Below are 17,996 nucleotides of genomic sequence, written 5' to 3'. Positions count from 1 at the left end.
TACACTATTTTTAGTATGATTGAGAAATATAAACATGGCAAAGTTAAGAAATTATTTGAGGTGAAAACATTGATATTATTACAAGTGAATGGGCTTTCGAAATTATACGGTGCAGAAACGATTCTTGCAAACATAAAATTGGAAGTACAAACAAAAGATCGTATCGCATTAGTCGGACGAAATGGAGCTGGAAAATCTACATTATTAAAAATAATAGCTGGCGAGTTATCTCATGATGGTGGTGAAATTATAAAACCGAAAGATGTCTCAATGGGGTATTTAGCTCAAAATACCGGATTAGAAACGTCTTTAACAATTTGGGATGAAATGTTAACCGTCTTTACACACTTGCAGCAGATGGAGACAAAACTTCGAAGGCTAGAGCAAGAGATGGGAAAAGAAGAAAACTTTTCAAATGCGGCTATATATGAGAAATTATTAGCTGATTATGACCAATTACAATTAGATTATAAAGATCAAGGCGGCTATCAGTACGAAGCGGATATACGCTCAATTTTAAGCGGTCTTGGCTTCCCAGTTGAAACGCATCAGACGAAAATTTCCACATTAAGTGGTGGACAAAAGACTCGATTAGCTCTTGGGAAATTATTATTAACTAGACCAGACTTACTTATTTTAGACGAACCTACAAACCATTTGGACATCGAGACACTAACATGGCTTGAACAATATTTACAAGGCTATCCTGGCGCGATTTTAATCGTTTCCCATGACCGTTATTTCTTAGATAAACTCGTTACACAAGTATACGAAATTTCTAATAAGGAAAGCCGACGATTTGTTGGTAACTACAGTAAATATTTAGACTCAAAATCAGCTCTATACGAGCAAGAAATGAAGCGTTATGAAAAACAACAAGATGAAATTTCTAAACTGGAAGACTTTGTACAAAAAAATATAGCTCGTGCATCTACGACAAAACGCGCTCAAAGTCGCCGTAAACAATTAGACAGAATGGAAGTATTAACTAGACCATTAGGCGATTCTAAATCAGCTTCCTTCCACTTCGATATTGAAAAACAAAGTGGAAATGATGTTTTACAAGTGAAAGATGCAACTATTGGCTATTATCAGGAACCGATTATTGAACATGTAAATATGCGCTTAACTCGCGGTGACAGTGTTGCCTTAGTTGGGCCAAACGGAATTGGAAAATCTACATTATTAAAATCCATTGTGAATAAGTTACAGCTATTACATGGAAACGTTGCTTTCGGGTCAAACGTATCTGTTGGTTATTATGATCAAGAACAAGCCAACTTAACATCTTCGAAGCGAGTTTTAAATGAATTATGGGATGAATATCCATTGCAGCCCGAAAAAGAAATTCGCACTATACTAGGCAACTTTTTATTCACAGGGGATGATGTACTCAAACCAGTATCTTCTCTTAGTGGTGGACAAAAGGCTCGACTAGCTCTTGCAAAACTTATGATGCAAAAATCCAATTTATTAATTCTCGATGAGCCAACAAACCATCTTGATTTAAATAGTAAAGAGATTTTGGAGAATGCTTTAATTGATTACCCAGGTACTCTTCTATTCGTCTCTCATGACCGCTATTTTATTAATCGCGTAACGACAACCGTTGTTGAGTTATCAACAGAAGGTGCACAAGAATATTTAGGTGATTACGATTATTACGTTGAAAAGAAAAATGAAATGATTGAACGTGCGGAACTAGAGCAAGAAGATGAAGTACCTGTTCAAAAAGTGGTGGCACAAGAAAAATTAAATTATCTCGAAGAAAAAGAACGTAAACAGCTAGAGCGTCAACGTACTCGAAAAATTGAAGAACTGGAACAAAATATCGTAGGCTTAGAAGAAGAAATTGCTACGTTAGAAGATCAGCTTTGCTTACCAGAAATATATGCAGATTATGAAAAGGCTAGTGAAATTACAACTAAAAAGCAAACACTGCAAGAACAACTTGAAGCTTGTATGGCAGAATGGGAAGAACTGCATATATAAGAGAATTTAAAAGAGGAGGATGTCTCATAAGTCGGGCTTTTTGACGAGATGACCTCCTTTTTATTTTCTTTTTTGGAATCAATACCATAGTAAATAAAATTATATAACCGATTCGACAAGGATTGACAATAGTAGCACCTTATATAATAAGAGGAGGATGTTTCAAAATGTTTTTTGGACATCTCTTTGTTTTTTATTTCCCAAAAAAGAATTTCCTCAAAGGTCAGACTTCCTCTATGTTATCCACAAGGTTATACACATATCCACCTTTATAATATAAACTTTCAAATAACTTTTCCACATTATCCACAACTACATAAAAAGTTATACACATTTTATGTACACAAAAAAACCCAAATTATCAACAGATAATTCGGGTTTTATCCACAAGCTGTGGTTAATTTTGTGTATAACTATGCTTCAATATCTAATCCTGGATTTGCATTTAAAGCTAATGTAGCGCGTTTTCCTTGTTCGTATGCAATTGTACCTGCAGCCGCAATCATCGCTGCATTATCTGTGCATAAAGATAGAGGAGGAATAATTAGCTCTATATTTTCTTTTTGTGCAAATTCTGCTGCTAAACGTGCACGAAGCCCTTTATTAGCAGCTACTCCACCAGCAAGAAGCACTTGTTTTACATTGTAAGCATCTGCTGCACGAGACGCTTTCGTTACAAGTACATCTATTACACTTTCTTGGAAACTTGCTGCTAAATCTTCTGGTGCAATTTCTATACCGCGCTGTTTTGCGTTATGCACAGTGTTGATAACTGCTGATTTCAATCCACTAAAGCTGAAATCATACGAATCAGGTTCTAGCCACGCACGAGGCAAATCAATTGTTGGTTTTCCTTCATGTGCAAGGCGATCAATATGAGGACCACCTGGATAAGGCATTGATAATGTACGAGCTACTTTATCGTAAGCTTCTCCTGCCGCATCATCTCGCGTTTCACCAATCACTTCAAATGAACCATGTTCTTTCATATAAACAAGCTCCGTATGTCCACCGGATACAACAAGCGATAGTAACGGGAATTGTACTTCTTTTACTAAACGATTCGCATAAATATGACCAGCAATATGATGAACACCAACTAGAGGGATATCATGAGCAAAAGCCACAGCTTTCGCTGCATTTACACCTATTAAAAGTGCTCCGACTAAACCTGGGCCTTCTGTTACAGCAATTGCATCAATATCCTCAAAAGTGATATTCGCTTCTTTTAAAGCTTCTTCTAACACAACTGTGATTTCTTCTACATGATGACGGGATGCAATCTCTGGTACTACTCCGCCAAAACGCTTATGACTTTCAATTTGCGATGCAACGACATTCGCAATGATTTCCGTTCCATTTTTAACAACTGCTACAGCTGTTTCATCACAGCTTGTTTCAATACCAAGTATAATCGTATTTTTTTCCATTATATATTCACCCACATTACAAGACCATCTTCCTGATTGTCTGCATAGTATCGTTTACGAATCCCACCATTTTGAAATCCGTATTTTCTGTATAACTGCTTTGCTACTTCATTTGACATGCGTACTTCAAGTGTCATTGTTTTTACTCCTAACCCTTTCGCTTCGGAAATGACTTCTTTCAATAAGGCATCCCCTAGCTTTTGACCTCTATATTCCGGCAGGATAGCTATATTTGTTACATGTGATTCATCAATAATTATCCACAATCCACAATATCCAATTACGAGACCATCTTTTTCTAGCACGACATAATGTGCATGTTCATTCACCTCTAATTCACGGTGAAAGGCATCTGCAGTCCAAGGGGTTGAAAAAGATGCTTCTTCAATAGCTACAATTTGAGCAATATCATCGAGTGCCATCTTTCTAAATATCATATCCATCTTCTGTAGGCCCCTATTGTTTTTGACTTTCTAACCATTTTGTTTCAGCTTCAGCTAAACGGAGATAGCTAGGAACAAACGTATGCACGTCTTGTTCTTCTTTTTGTAATCCTAAACATGCTAATTCACTTGGTCTCGGGTTATTCTTAGTGAACGGAGCAAATACAGCTTGATCACCTAAATATTCTACAATTGTTTCTTTATGCAATTTAACATCGTTACCAATAAATAAAACAGGCTGTTCTTTATCTTTTAACATTTGCAACCAGTCAACAATAAGAATAATTCGGTCTTCTTCTATTGAAGTTATACGCTCTCCTTCATATGTATATAACCCCGTGTAAATTTGACCACGTCGGCCATCAAATAAAGGACAAATTAGTCCATTAAAATTAGTACCATTTGCAGCCACCACTTCCAAACTTGATACACCTACAATTGGTATTTGAAGTGACCAAGCTAATGTTTTTGCCGCTGTCACACCTATACGAACACCTGTATATGATCCCGGTCCAGCTGCTACAACAATTTTAGTCAATTCTTTCGGTTTTACACCGCATTCTTTTAACAGTTTCTCTACAGCTGGCATAAGACGTACAGAATGGTTTTTTGTTAAATTTGTAATGATTTCCCCAATCACGTTCCCTTCCTCAATAAGGGATACACCCATTACGTAATTTGAAGTATCAATTGCTAGTACTTTCATCTTGTAATAGCTCCTCACATAATCTAATATAGCGATCTCCAATTGGCTCGAGTACAATTTTTCTTGTATCATCTCCAGCATGGAATAAACTAATTTGCAACTTCTCATTCGGTAAATATACTTCTATTAAATGAGCCCATTCTACTACTGTGATCCCTTCACCATAGAAATACTCATCAAATCCTAAATCTTCTTCACTTTCCGCTAAACGATACACATCCATATGATATAGCGGTAATCTTCCTTTATATTCTTTAATAATATTGAAGGTAGGACTATTTACGACTCTTTTCACTCCAAGACCTTTTGCTAGTCCTTTCGTAAAAGTCGTTTTGCCAGCTCCAAGATCACCTTCTAAAATAATTACATCTTTTTCTTTTACAAGTCTCCCTAATTTTTCTGATAATCGCTGGGTTTCTTCGGAAGATTTTGTTGTTATTTCATATTTACTCACAGACTTCACCTACTTTACTCACAATGTTCTCTGCTCTTTATTATACAGGTTTTAAATATATAAAAAAGTCCTTAGGAGTTTTCCTAAGGATAGTTTGACTGTCTTTATTAGTTTTTTGTTAAAACAAATAAAAAAATACGAAACAACTTGTTTCGTTCTTTTCTTTATATAAAATGGCGGTCCCGACCGGGGTCGAACCGGCGATCTCCTGCGTGACAGGCAGGCATGTTAACCACTACACCACGGGACCATTTGGTTGCGGGGACAGGATTTGAACCTGCGACCTTCGGGTTATGAGCCCGACGAGCTACCGTACTGCTCCACCCCGCGATGATATAAATAGCCTGGCAACGTCCTACTCTCACAGGGACAAGGTCCCAACTACCATCGGCGCTAGAGAGCTTAACTTCCGTGTTCGGTATGGGAACGGGTGTGACCTCTCTGCCATCATTACCAGACTATATTCATTTAAGACAAGAATTATCATAACTCATTCGACATTTAATGTCAATAAGTTTTTTATATTCTCTCAAAACTAGATAACATTAGCTTCATATTATATGGTTAAGTCCTCGATCTATTAGTATTCGTCAGCTCCACATGTCACCATGCTTCCACCTCGAACCTATCAACCTGATCATCTTTCAGGGATCTTACTAGCTTACGCTATGGGAAATCTCATCTTGAGGGGGGCTTCATGCTTAGATGCTTTCAGCACTTATCCCTTCCGCACATAGCTACCCAGCTATGCCCTTGGCAGAACAACTGGTACACCAGCGGTGCGTCCATCCCGGTCCTCTCGTACTAAGGACAGCTCCTCTCAAATTTCCTGCGCCCACGACGGATAGGGACCGAACTGTCTCACGACGTTCTGAACCCAGCTCGCGTACCGCTTTAATGGGCGAACAGCCCAACCCTTGGGACCGACTACAGCCCCAGGATGCGATGAGCCGACATCGAGGTGCCAAACCTCCCCGTCGATGTGGACTCTTGGGGGAGATAAGCCTGTTATCCCCGGGGTAGCTTTTATCCGTTGAGCGATGGCCCTTCCATGCGGAACCACCGGATCACTAAGCCCGACTTTCGTCCCTGCTCGACTTGTAGGTCTCGCAGTCAAGCTCCCTTATGCCTTTGCACTCTACGAATGATTTCCAACCATTCTGAGGGAACCTTTGGGCGCCTCCGTTACACTTTAGGAGGCGACCGCCCCAGTCAAACTGCCCACCTGACACTGTCTCCCGGGTCGATGAGACCCGTAGGTTAGAATTTCAATACAGTCAGGGCGGTATCCCACCAGCGCCTCCACCGAAGCTAGCGCTCCGGTTTCAATGGCTCCCGCCTATCCTGTACAAACTGTACCAAAATTCAATATCAGGCTACAGTAAAGCTCCACGGGGTCTTTCCGTCCTGTCGCGGGTAACCTGCATCTTCACAGGTACTATAATTTCACCGAGTCTCTGGTTGAGACAGTGCCCAAATCGTTACACCTTTCGTGCGGGTCGGAACTTACCCGACAAGGAATTTCGCTACCTTAGGACCGTTATAGTTACGGCCGCCGTTTACTGGGGCTTCAGTTCAGAGCTTCGCTTACGCTAACCCCTCTCCTTAACCTTCCAGCACCGGGCAGGTGTCAGCCCCTATACTTCGCCTTACGGCTTCGCAGAGACCTGTGTTTTTGCTAAACAGTCGCTTGGGCCTATTCACTGCGGCTTTCCGTTAAGAAAGCACCCCTTCTCCCGAAGTTACGGGGTCATTTTGCCGAGTTCCTTAACCAGAGTTCTCTCGCACACCTTAGGATTCTCTCCTCGCCTACCTGTGTCGGTTTGCGGTACAGGCACCTTTTATCTCGCTAGAAGCTTTTCTTGGCAGCGGGGAATCAAAGACTTCGCTCCATAAGGAGCTTCCCCATCACAGCTCAGCCTTCACGATAAGCGGATTTGCCTACTTATCAGCCTAACTGCTTGGACGTGCACAACCAATCGCACGCTTCTTCTATCCTTCTGCGTCCCTCCATTGCTCAAACGATAAAGAGGTGGTACAGGAATATCAACCTGTTGTCCATCGCCTACGCCTGTCGGCCTCGGCTTAGGTCCTGACTAACCCTGAGCGGACGAGCCTTCCTCAGGAAACCTTAGGCATTCGGTGGACGGGATTCTCACCCGTCTTTCGCTACTCATACCGGCATTCTCACTTCTAAGCGCTCCACCAGTCCTTCCGGTCTGACTTCACTGCACTTAGAACGCTCCCCTACCACTGATACCATTGGTATCAATTCGCAGCTTCGGTGGTGTATTTAGCCCCGGTACATTTTCGGCGCAGAGTCACTCGACTAGTGAGCTATTACGCACTCTTTAAATGGTGGCTGCTTCTGAGCCAACATCCTAGTTGTCTAAGCAACTCCACATCCTTTTCCACTTAATACACACTTTGGGACCTTAGCTGGCGATCTGGGCTGTTTCCCTCTTGACTACGGATCTTATCACTCGCAGTCTGACTCCTAAGGATAAGTCATTGGCATTCGGAGTTTGACTGAATTCGGTAATCCGATGAGGACCCCTAGTTCAATCAGTGCTCTACCTCCAAGACTCTTACACTTAAGGCTAGCCCTAAAGCTATTTCGGGGAGAACCAGCTATCTCCAGGTTCGATTGGAATTTCTCCGCTACCCACACCTCATCCCCGCACTTTTCAACGTGCGTGGGTTCGGGCCTCCATTCAGTGTTACCTGAACTTCACCCTGGACATGGGTAGATCACCTGGTTTCGGGTCTACGACCACGTACTAAACGCCCTATTCAGACTCGCTTTCGCTGCGGCTCCGCCTCTTCAGCTTAACCTCGCACGGGATCGTAACTCGCCGGTTCATTCTACAAAAGGCACGCCATCACCCATTAACGGGCTCTGACTATTTGTAGGCACACGGTTTCAGGATCTCTTTCACTCCCCTTCCGGGGTGCTTTTCACCTTTCCCTCACGGTACTGGTTCACTATCGATCACTAGGGAGTATTTAGCCTTGGGAGATGGTCCTCCCAGATTCCGACGGAATTTCACGTGTTCCGCCGTACTCAGGATACATTCAAGAGAGAACGAAGTTTCGACTACGGGGTTATTACCCTCTGTGACGGACCTTTCCAGGTCGCTTCGTCTACCTCGTTCCTTTGTAACTCCGTATAGAATGTCCTACAACCCCAAGAGGCAAGCCTCTTGGTTTGGGCTAGATTCCGTTTCGCTCGCCGCTACTCAGGAAATCGCATTTGCTTTCTCTTCCTCCAGGTACTTAGATGTTTCAGTTCCCTGGGTCTGTCTTCCATACCCTATGTATTCAGGTAAGGATACCATACCATTACGTATAGTGGGTTTCCCCATTCGGAAATCTTCGGATCAAAGCTTACTTACAGCTCCCCGAAGCATATCGGCGTTAGTCCCGTCCTTCATCGACTCCTAGTGTCAAGGCATCCACCGTGCGCCCTTTCTAACTTAACCAAACTAAAATTAAAAAAATATGAGCTACACTGTTATCTAGTTTTCAAAGAACATACATTTAAACTTGAGAGATAGTTCTCTCAAAACTGAACGAAACAAAACAAGTCAACGTTTATTGATGAACTGCGTTCATCAATTCTCCATAGAAAGGAGGTGATCCAGCCGCACCTTCCGATACGGCTACCTTGTTACGACTTCACCCCAATCATCTGTCCCACCTTAGGCGGCTGGCTCCATAAAGGTTACCCCACCGACTTCGGGTGTTACAAACTCTCGTGGTGTGACGGGCGGTGTGTACAAGGCCCGGGAACGTATTCACCGCGGCATGCTGATCCGCGATTACTAGCGATTCCAGCTTCATGTAGGCGAGTTGCAGCCTACAATCCGAACTGAGAACGGTTTTATGAGATTAGCTCCACCTCGCGGTCTTGCAGCTCTTTGTACCGTCCATTGTAGCACGTGTGTAGCCCAGGTCATAAGGGGCATGATGATTTGACGTCATCCCCACCTTCCTCCGGTTTGTCACCGGCAGTCACCTTAGAGTGCCCAACTTAATGATGGCAACTAAGATCAAGGGTTGCGCTCGTTGCGGGACTTAACCCAACATCTCACGACACGAGCTGACGACAACCATGCACCACCTGTCACTCTGCTCCCGAAGGAGAAGCTCTATCTCTAGAGTTTTCAGAGGATGTCAAGACCTGGTAAGGTTCTTCGCGTTGCTTCGAATTAAACCACATGCTCCACCGCTTGTGCGGGCCCCCGTCAATTCCTTTGAGTTTCAGCCTTGCGGCCGTACTCCCCAGGCGGAGTGCTTAATGCGTTAACTTCAGCACTAAAGGGCGGAAACCCTCTAACACTTAGCACTCATCGTTTACGGCGTGGACTACCAGGGTATCTAATCCTGTTTGCTCCCCACGCTTTCGCGCCTCAGTGTCAGTTACAGACCAGAAAGTCGCCTTCGCCACTGGTGTTCCTCCATATCTCTACGCATTTCACCGCTACACATGGAATTCCACTTTCCTCTTCTGCACTCAAGTCTCCCAGTTTCCAATGACCCTCCACGGTTGAGCCGTGGGCTTTCACATCAGACTTAAGAAACCACCTGCGCGCGCTTTACGCCCAATAATTCCGGATAACGCTTGCCACCTACGTATTACCGCGGCTGCTGGCACGTAGTTAGCCGTGGCTTTCTGGTTAGGTACCGTCAAGGTGCCAGCTTATTCAACTAGCACTTGTTCTTCCCTAACAACAGAGTTTTACGACCCGAAAGCCTTCATCACTCACGCGGCGTTGCTCCGTCAGACTTTCGTCCATTGCGGAAGATTCCCTACTGCTGCCTCCCGTAGGAGTCTGGGCCGTGTCTCAGTCCCAGTGTGGCCGATCACCCTCTCAGGTCGGCTACGCATCGTCGCCTTGGTGAGCCGTTACCTCACCAACTAGCTAATGCGACGCGGGTCCATCCATAAGTGACAGCCGAAGCCGCCTTTCAATTTCGAACTATGCAGTTCAAAATATTATCCGGTATTAGCCCCGGTTTCCCGGAGTTATCCCAGTCTTATGGGTAGGTTACCCACGTGTTACTCACCCGTCCGCCGCTAACTTCATAAGAGCAAGCTCTTAATCCATTCGCTCGACTTGCATGTATTAGGCACGCCGCCAGCGTTCATCCTGAGCCAGGATCAAACTCTCCAATAAAGTTAGTTTGTCTAGCATCTAAAAATAAAAATTGACGTTCACGTTGTTTGTTTCGTTCAGTTTTCAAAGAACTAAAAGCGGGTGAAGAGAATCGAACTCTCGACCAGAGCTTGGAAGGCTCTTGTTTTACCACTAAACTACACCCGCGTGGTCGGGAAGACAGGATTTGAACCTGCGACCCCCTGGTCCCAAACCAGGTGCTCTACCAAGCTGAGCCACTTCCCGTTATGGCGCGCCCGAGAGGAGTCGAACCCCTAACCTCTTGATCCGTAGTCAAACGCTCTATCCAATTGAGCTACGGGCGCTTATTCATGATGTTTTTTCGTCGTTGTATTTTGGCGACTCAATTATCTTACCATACTACATTTTCAAATGCAAGTACTTTTTAAAAGATTTTTTGATGCGGCCGAGAGGACTTGAACCTCCACGGGGTTTCCCCCACTAGGCCCTCAACCTAGCGCGTCTGCCGTTCCGCCACGACCGCGCGGAAAAAACAAAAGTGAGCCATGAAGGATTCGAACCTTCGACCCTCTGATTAAAAGTCAGATGCTCTACCAACTGAGCTAATGGCTCGTAAATGGCTGGGCTAGCTGGATTCGAACCAGCGCATGACGGAGTCAAAGTCCGTTGCCTTACCGCTTGGCTATAGCCCATCGAAATAGTTATCTTCTTTTCAAAGACAAATGTTATTTTACCATAATGTCCAATAAAAAACAACTGCTATATAGCAGAAGTTAAAATGGCGGTCCCGACCGGGGTCGAACCGGCGATCTCCTGCGTGACAGGCAGGCATGTTAACCACTACACCACGGGACCATTTGGTTGCGGGGACAGGATTTGAACCTGCGACCTTCGGGTTATGAGCCCGACGAGCTACCGTACTGCTCCACCCCGCGATAATATTATTTATATAATTTATATGGTGGAGGATGACGGGATCGAACCGCCGACCCCCTGCTTGTAAGGCAGGTGCTCTCCCAGCTGAGCTAATCCTCCGAAGTGGTGACCCGTACGGGATTCGAACCCGTGTTACCGCCGTGAAAGGGCGGTGTCTTAACCACTTGACCAACGGGCCAATATGTATGGCAGAGAAGAAGGGATTCGAACCCTCGCACCGCGTTAGCGATCTACTCCCTTAGCAGGGGAGCCCCTTGAGCCACTTGGGTACTTCTCTGTATGGCTCCGCAGGTAGGACTCGAACCTACGACCGATCGGTTAACAGCCGATAGCTCTACCACTGAGCTACTGCGGAATAATGAAGACAATTTGTATCTTATAAAAATTCTCATCGTAAGTCAAGAAGTTTTTTCACAACATCTTGCGCAAACGTGACATGTTTATAATATACTGGATTGCGTTTTCACTGTCAAGATGTTTTCACTACCAGTTTTAGTTGTCCTTTACACTTTCCACATACATATCTTTGTGTATTTATTTGACGTCTTCTTACATATTGAAAAGAACACCCCATACATTCATACATAGAAACTCTCGTTTCCTCCTCACTAATCATTCGTTTACAAAAACGTGGTGCACCTACTTTCTTTAATAACTCCCGAAAATCTCTATCTCGATGCTTATACCCTTTTCCTGTGATATGTAAGTGATAATGACAAAGTTCATGTTTAACAATCCCGACTAACTCTTCTTTTCCATATACTTCGTAATATCGATAATTCAATTCTATATTATGATTCTTCAATAGATAACGCCCACCAGTTGTACGTAACCTACTATTAAACATCGCTTTATGTAAAAACGGCATTCCAAAGCATTGTAACGATACCTCTTCCACTAACCGCTGAATTTCTTGCTCATCCATTCTCATTCCTCCTAAACTAAAAAATATTTCCACACTTTTCTCCCTTCTTATACATATAGTAAATAGTACATATACCCATCCTCATTCAAGAAGCGTGATTTCTAAAAATGCAGCATTGCTAGAAATCCACTCACCAACCTCTCATCAAAGTTACTTTAACTAAAAAGAGCTACTTTTTTTGAGAGCAGGATTAAACAAGGAGGGATTCCTATGCCCACGTGGCTAAAGAAACAAATGCAACGTGCATATTTTGAGAAAAACCGGTATCAAATCAAGTTACTAAATGAATGCTGGTTTTATTATAGTAAAATACATCAAAGCTCATAATCAATTAAACTTTCCAGTTCATAAAAAAAGAGCAGTTTCATCTGCTCTCTTTTCTTACTATTCAATCGGTAACATTGATAATGCAACACGACCTTTTTTCGTATCAATATCATCTACCCATACCTTTACAATTTGTCCCACGGATACAATATCTAATGGATGCTTTACAAATTGTTTGCTTAGTTTAGAAATATGCACTAAACCATCTTGCTTCACACCAATATCAACAAAGGCACCGAAATCAACAACATTGCGGATCGTTCCCTCTAATTCCATACCACGCTTTAAATCTTCTAATTTTAAAATCCCCTTTTTCAAAAGTGGCTTTGGCAACTCATCCCTCATATCTCGCTCCGGGCTAATTAAAGCATCCATAATATCAACTAATGTCGGCTCACCAATCTCCGTCTCTTGAGATAATTTAGAAATATCTACTCCTTCGAAACTCTTTTGCAAGTTTGGTTTCCCCACATCATTCTTTGATAACCCTAAGCTCTTCAATAGCAATTCAACATTTTTATATTGTTCTGGATGAATCCCTGTGCGATCTAACGGATTCGCTCCTTCTAATATACGTAAAAACCCGATACATTGTTCATATGTTTTTGCACCTAAACGTGGGATTTTCTTTAATTCAGTACGCTTCGTGAATTTCCCATCTTCCTCACGCTTAGCTACAATATTTTTCGCAACTGTTTTTGATAATCCCGAAACATATTGCAACAATGCAACTGAAGCTGTATTTACATTAACACCAACTCGGTTAACTGCCGTCTCTACTACAAATGTTAATGATTCATTTAATCTCTTTTGAGATACATCATGTTGATATTGCCCCACTCCAACAGATTTAGGGTCAATTTTCACAAGCTCTGCAAGCGGATCTTGTAGACGTCTCCCAATTGAAACAGCACTTCTTTCTTCAACCTGTAAATTTGGAAACTCCTCGCGAGCTACATCAGATGCTGAGTACACACTAGCACCCGCTTCATTTACAATAATGTAAAATACATCTCGCTCTACATTTTGTAATACATCTACTATAAATTCTTCCGTTTCCCTCGAAGCTGTACCATTTCCAATCGCTATCATTTCAACTTCATATTTATCTATAATTGAAATGATTTTCGTTTTTGCATCCTCATATTTACGAGCAGGCGGATGCGGATAAATAACATCTATGTGAAGAACTTTCCCTGTATCATCTACTACAGCTAATTTACAACCGGTTCTATATGCTGGATCTACCGCTAACACAACTTTCCCTTTCATCGGAGGTTGTAATAATAAATTACGTAAATTCTCAGAGAAAATATGAATCGCTTGTTCTTCGGCCGTTTCCATTAATTCTTTACGAATTTCTCTTTCTATTGAAGGTTGAATTAATCGCTTATATCCATCTTCCATCGCTAATTGTACATAATGCGCACTTTTAGAAGCTTCATCAAGAATCATTTTTTTATGTAAAAACTGAAGAATTTCTTCAATTGGCGTGATAACAGAAACTCTTAATACGTCTTCTTTTTCACCACGATTCATAGCTAGTACACGATGCGGCACTACTTTTTGCAACGGTTCTTCATAGCCATAATACATTTCATATATATTCTTTTCATCTTTTTCTTTATCTTTTACAGATGAAGACATAATCCCTTTTCGGAAAGTAGTATTGCGAATCCAACTACGATATGCCGCATTATCCGAAACAAGTTCCGCAATAATATCTTGCGCACCTTGCAACGCATCTTCTGCAGACGCCACTTCCTTTTCTGCATTAACAAATTCCATAGCCTTCTCTGCTGGATTTTCTTTTTTATATAATAATAGCCACTCAGCTAACGGTTCTAATCCCTTTTCTTTAGCAATTGTAGCTTTCGTTCTTCTTTTTTCTTTATATGGACGATATAAGTCTTCTACTTCTTGAAGTTTTGTTGCAGCAACAATATGACGACGCAACTCTTCGGTTAGTTTACCCTTTTCACCAATAAGACGAAGAACCTCTTCTTTCCTATCTTCTAGTTGCATCATATATTGCCATCTTTCTAAGATTGCACGAATTTGCACCTCATCAAGAGACCCTGTCCATTCTTTTCGGTAACGAGCGATAAATGGAACTGTGTTACCTTCTTCTGTTAATTGAATAACATGACGAACTTGCTTTTCTGTAAAGCCTAATTCTTTCACTAACATTTTCATTAACCCTTGTCGATTATCTACCATTTCCATATCCAACCGTAACCTCCTCTATAATAAAAAAAAGTTGCCCTGTAAAGAGAGCAACTTAAACTGCCGATTTAAAAATCTATTAGTCCTAAACTAATTTGTAACGCTTCATCTACACGACTCATCATCACTTCATCCAAATGAGTGATTTTGTCCGTTAAGCGTTGCTTATCGATTGTTCGAATCTGCTCAAGTAAAATAACAGAATCCCTCTCAAAACCGTACTTTTTCGCATCAATTTCCACATGAGTGGGTAATTTCGCTTTTTGAATCTGTGCAGTAATAGCCGCTACAATCACAGTCGGACTAAAACGATTTCCGATGTCATTTTGAATGACAAGAACCGGACGAACGCCTCCTTGCTCAGAACCAACAACTGGGGAAAGGTCTGCAAAATACACGTCGCCGCGTTTTACAATCAAAATATTACCCCCCGCTAACTAAGCGTTCTACTGTATGAGCTGCTTCATACTCTGCTAAGAAAGCTTCAGATGCAATACCAAGATTAATTTTTCCCATTTCAATGTACCCACGTCGCATTGATTCATGTTGGTAGCGTTTCTTCGTCTTATGTTGACGCAATAACAGTTGTGTTGCCTGGCAAATTAGTTCATGGCGATTCTTATTCTCTTGTTTTCCAATTCCGTCCAATTCCGTTACCATTTGCTTTGGCAACCGAACCACGATTTCAGTAGTTACACTTGATTCGGACACAAAAATACACCTCCACCGTCAACTACACACCCAAATATATATATGACACCTATTGTAATAATACCATTGTATGGAGCCTGTTGCAAAGACTTCCTTATTCCTTGCTTATGTTTTCCAATTCATAAATAAAACATTCATCTTCTTTTACTTTTTATCTCTTTCAAACAAGAAATAAAGCAATCCTTCAGTAATATTTCATTGCAACTTATATTAATAACAAGTATAAAAAGAAGCTCCCCAGCGAAAAAGAGCCTATTCTTTATTAGTGAAACTCCTCCAAATGACGAGATGCTGAGTAATAATACCTTCTTCTATATATCGTTCAAATAATTGATTACTTCTACAACTTTACCGTGTCGTATAAATATTCTCGGTACACGGAAGCTTATCGTTGCGATAATTTCATAATTAATAGTCCCGGAATATTCAGCAACCTCGGTAGCACTAATATACTCATCACCTTGTCTTCCAATGAGTGTAACTTTCGTACCAAGTGGCACTTCACAAGGAAGATGTATCATGAATTGATCCATTGTTACTCGCCCTACAATCGGTACCCTTTCACCATTTACAAGCACTTCAAATCCTTGTAATCTTCTAAGCCAGCCATCTCCATACCCAATCGCAACTGTCGCAATCCATTCTTCGGTTCTCGTTCGGTATGTGACATTATAACTAATCCCATCCCCTTTAATCACTTGCTTAATATGAGCAACTTTCGTATGAAGTGACAACGCCGGTTCCAATTTAAATGGTAAAAAAGGACGTATTTCTACAGATGGGGATAATCCATACATCGCAATACCAATTCGCACCGCATTAAATGTAATCCCTTGAAACCTTAACGTTGCGGCACTATTGGCTGTATGGACAAATTTAGGATTCACTCCAAATTCTTTCAACCAACGTAACTGCTGCAAAAATGTATTATATTGCTTATCAAAGTAAGAAGTCTCAACCTCATCCGCTGTTGCAAAATGCGTATATACTCCTTCTAACTCTAAAAATGGCGCACCTTCTAAACTCTTTAAGAACCCTTTTAATTCTTTTCGTTCACGTATTCCGATTCTCCCCATACCACTATCAAAATTAATATGGAATTTCATTATTGATGAACCATCCCAGAGCTTTATCGCTTCTTCCACCCATTCTTTTTGAAAAACAGTTAATGCTACATCATTTTCAGCAGCTACATTTACATCACGGGGCGGGGAAGGACCTAATACTAAAATCGGTGCAGTAATACCAGCCCTCCGAAGCACTAAAGCTTCATCTAAAAAAGCAACTGCTAATCTTGTTGCTCCTGCTTCTAATGCAGTTTTAGCCACCGGTACATAATCGTGCCCATATGCATTCGCTTTAACTACAGCAAAAATCTCTACATCACTTGGAATGTACTCTTTAATATGTGTAACATTGTTATAGATCGCATCTAAATCCACTTCCACCCACGTGTCACGGTAAAACGGCGCTTCTTCCATAAATACACTTCCTTATACACGATATGCGAAGCTTATTCTTTTATATGCTTCTTTTATGAAATCCACCTTCAAACTAAGAAAAGACGTGGTGCACATATATCACCACGTCTAAGAAGTTTACTTCACCTGCTTCGCTGTAACCGAACGAGCAACCATCAACAACTCATTCGTCTCTAAACCTTTAGACACGAGCATATATTCTACTCCGTTATGTGACCACGTTACAGAGTCTTTCGTCAATGCACCAATCGTGAAACCAAGATCAACCGGCTCTCCACTTACACTTACCGCCGATGAGGCCTCTGCAACTTTTGACTTTTCTTGTATTAAAGTAAAGGATTTCTTACTTCCAGTGTATGTGAGTATTGCACGCTTGCCACTGTCTGTCTTCAACTCTTCTTCCTCTTTCAAAGTCATACCTTGCGGTGTATCACGTGGATACAAAATAGCAAACGGTTTGTCTTCTTTCGCTGCCGTCTGAACATCCACTTGTGCTCTAGACATATTTTGTTTCGTATCAAATGCACCTTTATCAAACTTTGCATCAAACTTTACTTTAGTGAAATCTACTTTTACAAGGACATTTTGATCATTATCCATCAGTTTCACAGAAACTGGTGTTAAATCACTTTTATTCAGCTTAATTTCTTGTTTCGGCAACATATTTTGATGTTGATAATTTGTTTTTGTTTTAAACACATAATACTTATCTGTTTTCTCGAAAGAGAGATTTTTCTTATCTTGCAAAATATCTCTTACAAGTGATTCATATAAATAAGCCTGGCTACTATTTTGCGGCCAATCACTTTGAAAACGGAAACTCTTATTAAGTGCCGGTGTTAATACAAATACACCTTCATCATTCCTTAAAATAATTTGACTCTGATCCTTTTTCGCATTCTGCAAATTCACACGATAATACGAAGGTTCTTTATGCCAAATTTCTACATTGTACTCTTGAGGTTCATTTCCTGTTTTAATAGATAATTTCGCTTCAGCTTGATAACTCTTCATACTTTTAACTTTCGTTTCTAAATCTCTCACAACATCTTCCTGTTTCTTTTCCATACAACCCGCCAACACAAAAACGGTCAATAAACCGACAAGAACTAAAAACAGACGCCTTTTCATCACTTCAGCCCCTTTGCCCCTATAAATGAATGGAAGATATGCCTTCCTTATCGCTACCTCAAATATATGAGACAAAGATATAAAATATGCAGA

The 17,996-nt window shown here is 41.5% G+C and carries 12 protein-coding genes, 14 tRNA genes and 3 rRNA genes; 2 read left to right on the top strand and 27 right to left on the bottom strand.

Features of this window, described 5'->3' with window-relative positions; translation table 11 throughout:
• The first annotated feature begins 69 nt into the window (after window positions 1–69).
• The gene (locus QCI77_RS01515; RefSeq protein ID WP_090835618.1) at window positions 70–1,992 is read left to right on the top strand and encodes an ABC-F family ATP-binding cassette domain-containing protein; all 1,923 of its coding nucleotides are present in this window, start codon (window positions 70–72) and stop codon (window positions 1,990–1,992) included.
• Window positions 1,993–2,405: 413 nt separating this feature from the next.
• Here the strand turns inward: QCI77_RS01515 and tsaD are convergent, their stop codons facing one another.
• The 22 genes from tsaD to QCI77_RS01405 form a co-directional block, all read right to left on the bottom strand.
• On the bottom strand, window positions 2,406–3,422 hold the full coding sequence (gene tsaD / locus QCI77_RS01510) for a tRNA (adenosine(37)-N6)-threonylcarbamoyltransferase complex transferase subunit TsaD (RefSeq protein WP_002009991.1): 1,017 nt from the start codon (window positions 3,420–3,422) through the stop codon (window positions 2,406–2,408).
• Window positions 3,422–3,865 (bottom strand): ribosomal protein S18-alanine N-acetyltransferase, encoded by a 444-nt coding sequence (rimI, locus tag QCI77_RS01505; protein WP_002063534.1) that lies wholly within the window; start codon window positions 3,863–3,865, stop codon window positions 3,422–3,424. The genes tsaD and rimI overlap by 1 nt, the downstream gene beginning before the upstream one ends.
• A 13-nt stretch (window positions 3,866–3,878) precedes the next feature.
• Window positions 3,879–4,571 (bottom strand): tRNA (adenosine(37)-N6)-threonylcarbamoyltransferase complex dimerization subunit type 1 TsaB, encoded by a 693-nt coding sequence (gene tsaB / locus QCI77_RS01500; protein ID WP_002091610.1) that lies wholly within the window; start codon window positions 4,569–4,571, stop codon window positions 3,879–3,881.
• On the bottom strand, window positions 4,552–5,025 hold the full coding sequence (tsaE, locus tag QCI77_RS01495; protein ID WP_016101417.1) for a tRNA (adenosine(37)-N6)-threonylcarbamoyltransferase complex ATPase subunit type 1 TsaE: 474 nt from the start codon (window positions 5,023–5,025) through the stop codon (window positions 4,552–4,554). The genes tsaB and tsaE overlap by 20 nt, the downstream gene beginning before the upstream one ends.
• A gap of 174 nt (window positions 5,026–5,199) precedes the next feature.
• Window positions 5,200–5,275, bottom strand: a tRNA-Asp gene (locus tag QCI77_RS01490).
• Between the two features lie 3 nt (window positions 5,276–5,278).
• Window positions 5,279–5,355 (bottom strand) — tRNA-Met (locus QCI77_RS01485).
• 12 nt (window positions 5,356–5,367) lie between these two features.
• Window positions 5,368–5,483, bottom strand: a 5S ribosomal RNA gene (gene rrf / locus QCI77_RS01480).
• Window positions 5,484–5,585: 102 nt separating this feature from the next.
• Window positions 5,586–8,507 (bottom strand): 23S ribosomal RNA (locus QCI77_RS01475).
• Window positions 8,508–8,653: 146 nt separating this feature from the next.
• A 16S ribosomal RNA gene (locus tag QCI77_RS01470) occupies window positions 8,654–10,205 on the bottom strand.
• The 16S, 23S and 5S rRNA genes sit together here with 14 tRNA genes alongside, the layout of an rRNA operon.
• Window positions 10,206–10,281: 76 nt before the next feature.
• Window positions 10,282–10,352: transfer RNA gene (locus QCI77_RS01465), tRNA-Gly, on the bottom strand.
• A 1-nt stretch (window position 10,353) separates the two neighbouring features.
• Window positions 10,354–10,430 (bottom strand) — tRNA-Pro (locus tag QCI77_RS01460).
• A 3-nt stretch (window positions 10,431–10,433) separates the two neighbouring features.
• Window positions 10,434–10,510, bottom strand: a tRNA-Arg gene (locus tag QCI77_RS01455).
• A 96-nt stretch (window positions 10,511–10,606) separates the two neighbouring features.
• A tRNA-Leu gene (locus tag QCI77_RS01450) sits at window positions 10,607–10,689 on the bottom strand.
• 16 nt (window positions 10,690–10,705) lie between these two features.
• Window positions 10,706–10,778 (bottom strand) — tRNA-Lys (locus QCI77_RS01445).
• A gap of 5 nt (window positions 10,779–10,783) precedes the next feature.
• Window positions 10,784–10,858 (bottom strand) — tRNA-Gln (locus QCI77_RS01440).
• An 87-nt stretch (window positions 10,859–10,945) separates the two neighbouring features.
• Window positions 10,946–11,021, bottom strand: a tRNA-Asp gene (locus QCI77_RS01435).
• Window positions 11,022–11,024: 3 nt separating this feature from the next.
• Window positions 11,025–11,101, bottom strand: a tRNA-Met gene (locus tag QCI77_RS01430).
• Between the two features lie 24 nt (window positions 11,102–11,125).
• Window positions 11,126–11,201: transfer RNA gene (locus QCI77_RS01425), tRNA-Val, on the bottom strand.
• Window positions 11,202–11,205: 4 nt separating this feature from the next.
• Window positions 11,206–11,280 (bottom strand) — tRNA-Glu (locus QCI77_RS01420).
• 8 nt (window positions 11,281–11,288) lie between these two features.
• Window positions 11,289–11,379: transfer RNA gene (locus tag QCI77_RS01415), tRNA-Ser, on the bottom strand.
• A gap of 3 nt (window positions 11,380–11,382) precedes the next feature.
• Window positions 11,383–11,457, bottom strand: a tRNA-Asn gene (locus QCI77_RS01410).
• Between the two features lie 114 nt (window positions 11,458–11,571).
• A complete protein-coding gene (locus QCI77_RS01405) occupies window positions 11,572–12,027 on the bottom strand; it encodes a SprT family protein (protein WP_016095131.1) in 456 nt (151 codons plus the stop codon).
• A gap of 210 nt (window positions 12,028–12,237) precedes the next feature.
• Here QCI77_RS01405 and cmpA point away from each other — a divergent pair, with 210 nt between their 5' ends.
• Window positions 12,238–12,354: a cortex morphogenetic protein CmpA gene (cmpA, locus tag QCI77_RS01400; protein WP_001143642.1), complete on the top strand. Its 117-nt coding sequence runs from the start codon at window positions 12,238–12,240 to the stop codon at window positions 12,352–12,354.
• 57 nt (window positions 12,355–12,411) lie between these two features.
• Here cmpA and QCI77_RS01395 read toward each other — a convergent pair whose 3' ends face one another.
• The 5 genes from QCI77_RS01395 to QCI77_RS01375 all read right to left on the bottom strand — a co-directional run bounded on the left by QCI77_RS01395 (window position 12,412) and on the right by QCI77_RS01375 (window position 17,840).
• The gene (locus tag QCI77_RS01395) at window positions 12,412–14,580 is read right to left on the bottom strand and encodes a Tex family protein (protein WP_002029442.1); all 2,169 of its coding nucleotides are present in this window, start codon (window positions 14,578–14,580) and stop codon (window positions 12,412–12,414) included.
• 68 nt (window positions 14,581–14,648) lie between these two features.
• Window positions 14,649–14,999, bottom strand: a complete 351-nt coding sequence (gene ndoA, locus QCI77_RS01390; RefSeq protein ID WP_000635965.1) for a type II toxin-antitoxin system endoribonuclease NdoA — start codon at window positions 14,997–14,999, stop codon at window positions 14,649–14,651.
• Between the two features lie 4 nt (window positions 15,000–15,003).
• The gene (locus tag QCI77_RS01385; protein ID WP_000004570.1) at window positions 15,004–15,291 is read right to left on the bottom strand and encodes an antitoxin EndoAI; all 288 of its coding nucleotides are present in this window, start codon (window positions 15,289–15,291) and stop codon (window positions 15,004–15,006) included.
• A gap of 311 nt (window positions 15,292–15,602) precedes the next feature.
• Window positions 15,603–16,772, bottom strand: a complete 1,170-nt coding sequence (alr, locus tag QCI77_RS01380; RefSeq protein WP_002029440.1) for an alanine racemase — start codon at window positions 16,770–16,772, stop codon at window positions 15,603–15,605.
• A 117-nt stretch (window positions 16,773–16,889) separates the two neighbouring features.
• Complete coding sequence (locus QCI77_RS01375) at window positions 16,890–17,840, bottom strand: LolA family protein (RefSeq protein ID WP_002124820.1); 951 nt, start codon at window positions 17,838–17,840, stop codon at window positions 16,890–16,892.
• Between the last annotated feature and the right edge of the window lie 156 nt (window positions 17,841–17,996).

Source organism: Bacillus cereus group sp. MG9 (assembly GCF_040459995.1).
Lineage (GTDB): Bacteria > Bacillota > Bacilli > Bacillales > Bacillaceae_G > Bacillus_A > Bacillus_A mycoides.
This window is presented reverse-complemented; position numbering and strand designations above follow the sequence as displayed.

Bases quoted from the DNA above. Each gene is read 5' to 3' on its own strand.
- alr (WP_002029440.1), bottom strand. From the start codon at position 16,772: ATGGAAGAAGCGCCGTTTTACCGTGACACGTGGGTGGAAGTGGATTTA.
- cmpA (WP_001143642.1), top strand. From the start codon at position 12,238: ATGCCCACGTGGCTAAAGAAACAAATGCAACGTGCATATTTTGAGAAA.
- tsaB (WP_002091610.1), bottom strand. From the start codon at position 4,571: ATGAAAGTACTAGCAATTGATACTTCAAATTACGTAATGGGTGTATCC.
- QCI77_RS01375 (WP_002124820.1), bottom strand. From the start codon at position 17,840: ATGGAAAAGAAACAGGAAGATGTTGTGAGAGATTTAGAAACGAAAGTT.
- QCI77_RS01405 (WP_016095131.1), bottom strand. From the start codon at position 12,027: ATGGATGAGCAAGAAATTCAGCGGTTAGTGGAAGAGGTATCGTTACAA.
- rimI (WP_002063534.1), bottom strand. From the start codon at position 3,865: ATGGATATGATATTTAGAAAGATGGCACTCGATGATATTGCTCAAATT.
- tsaD (WP_002009991.1), bottom strand. From the start codon at position 3,422: ATGGAAAAAAATACGATTATACTTGGTATTGAAACAAGCTGTGATGAA.
- QCI77_RS01395 (WP_002029442.1), bottom strand. From the start codon at position 14,580: ATGGAAATGGTAGATAATCGACAAGGGTTAATGAAAATGTTAGTGAAA.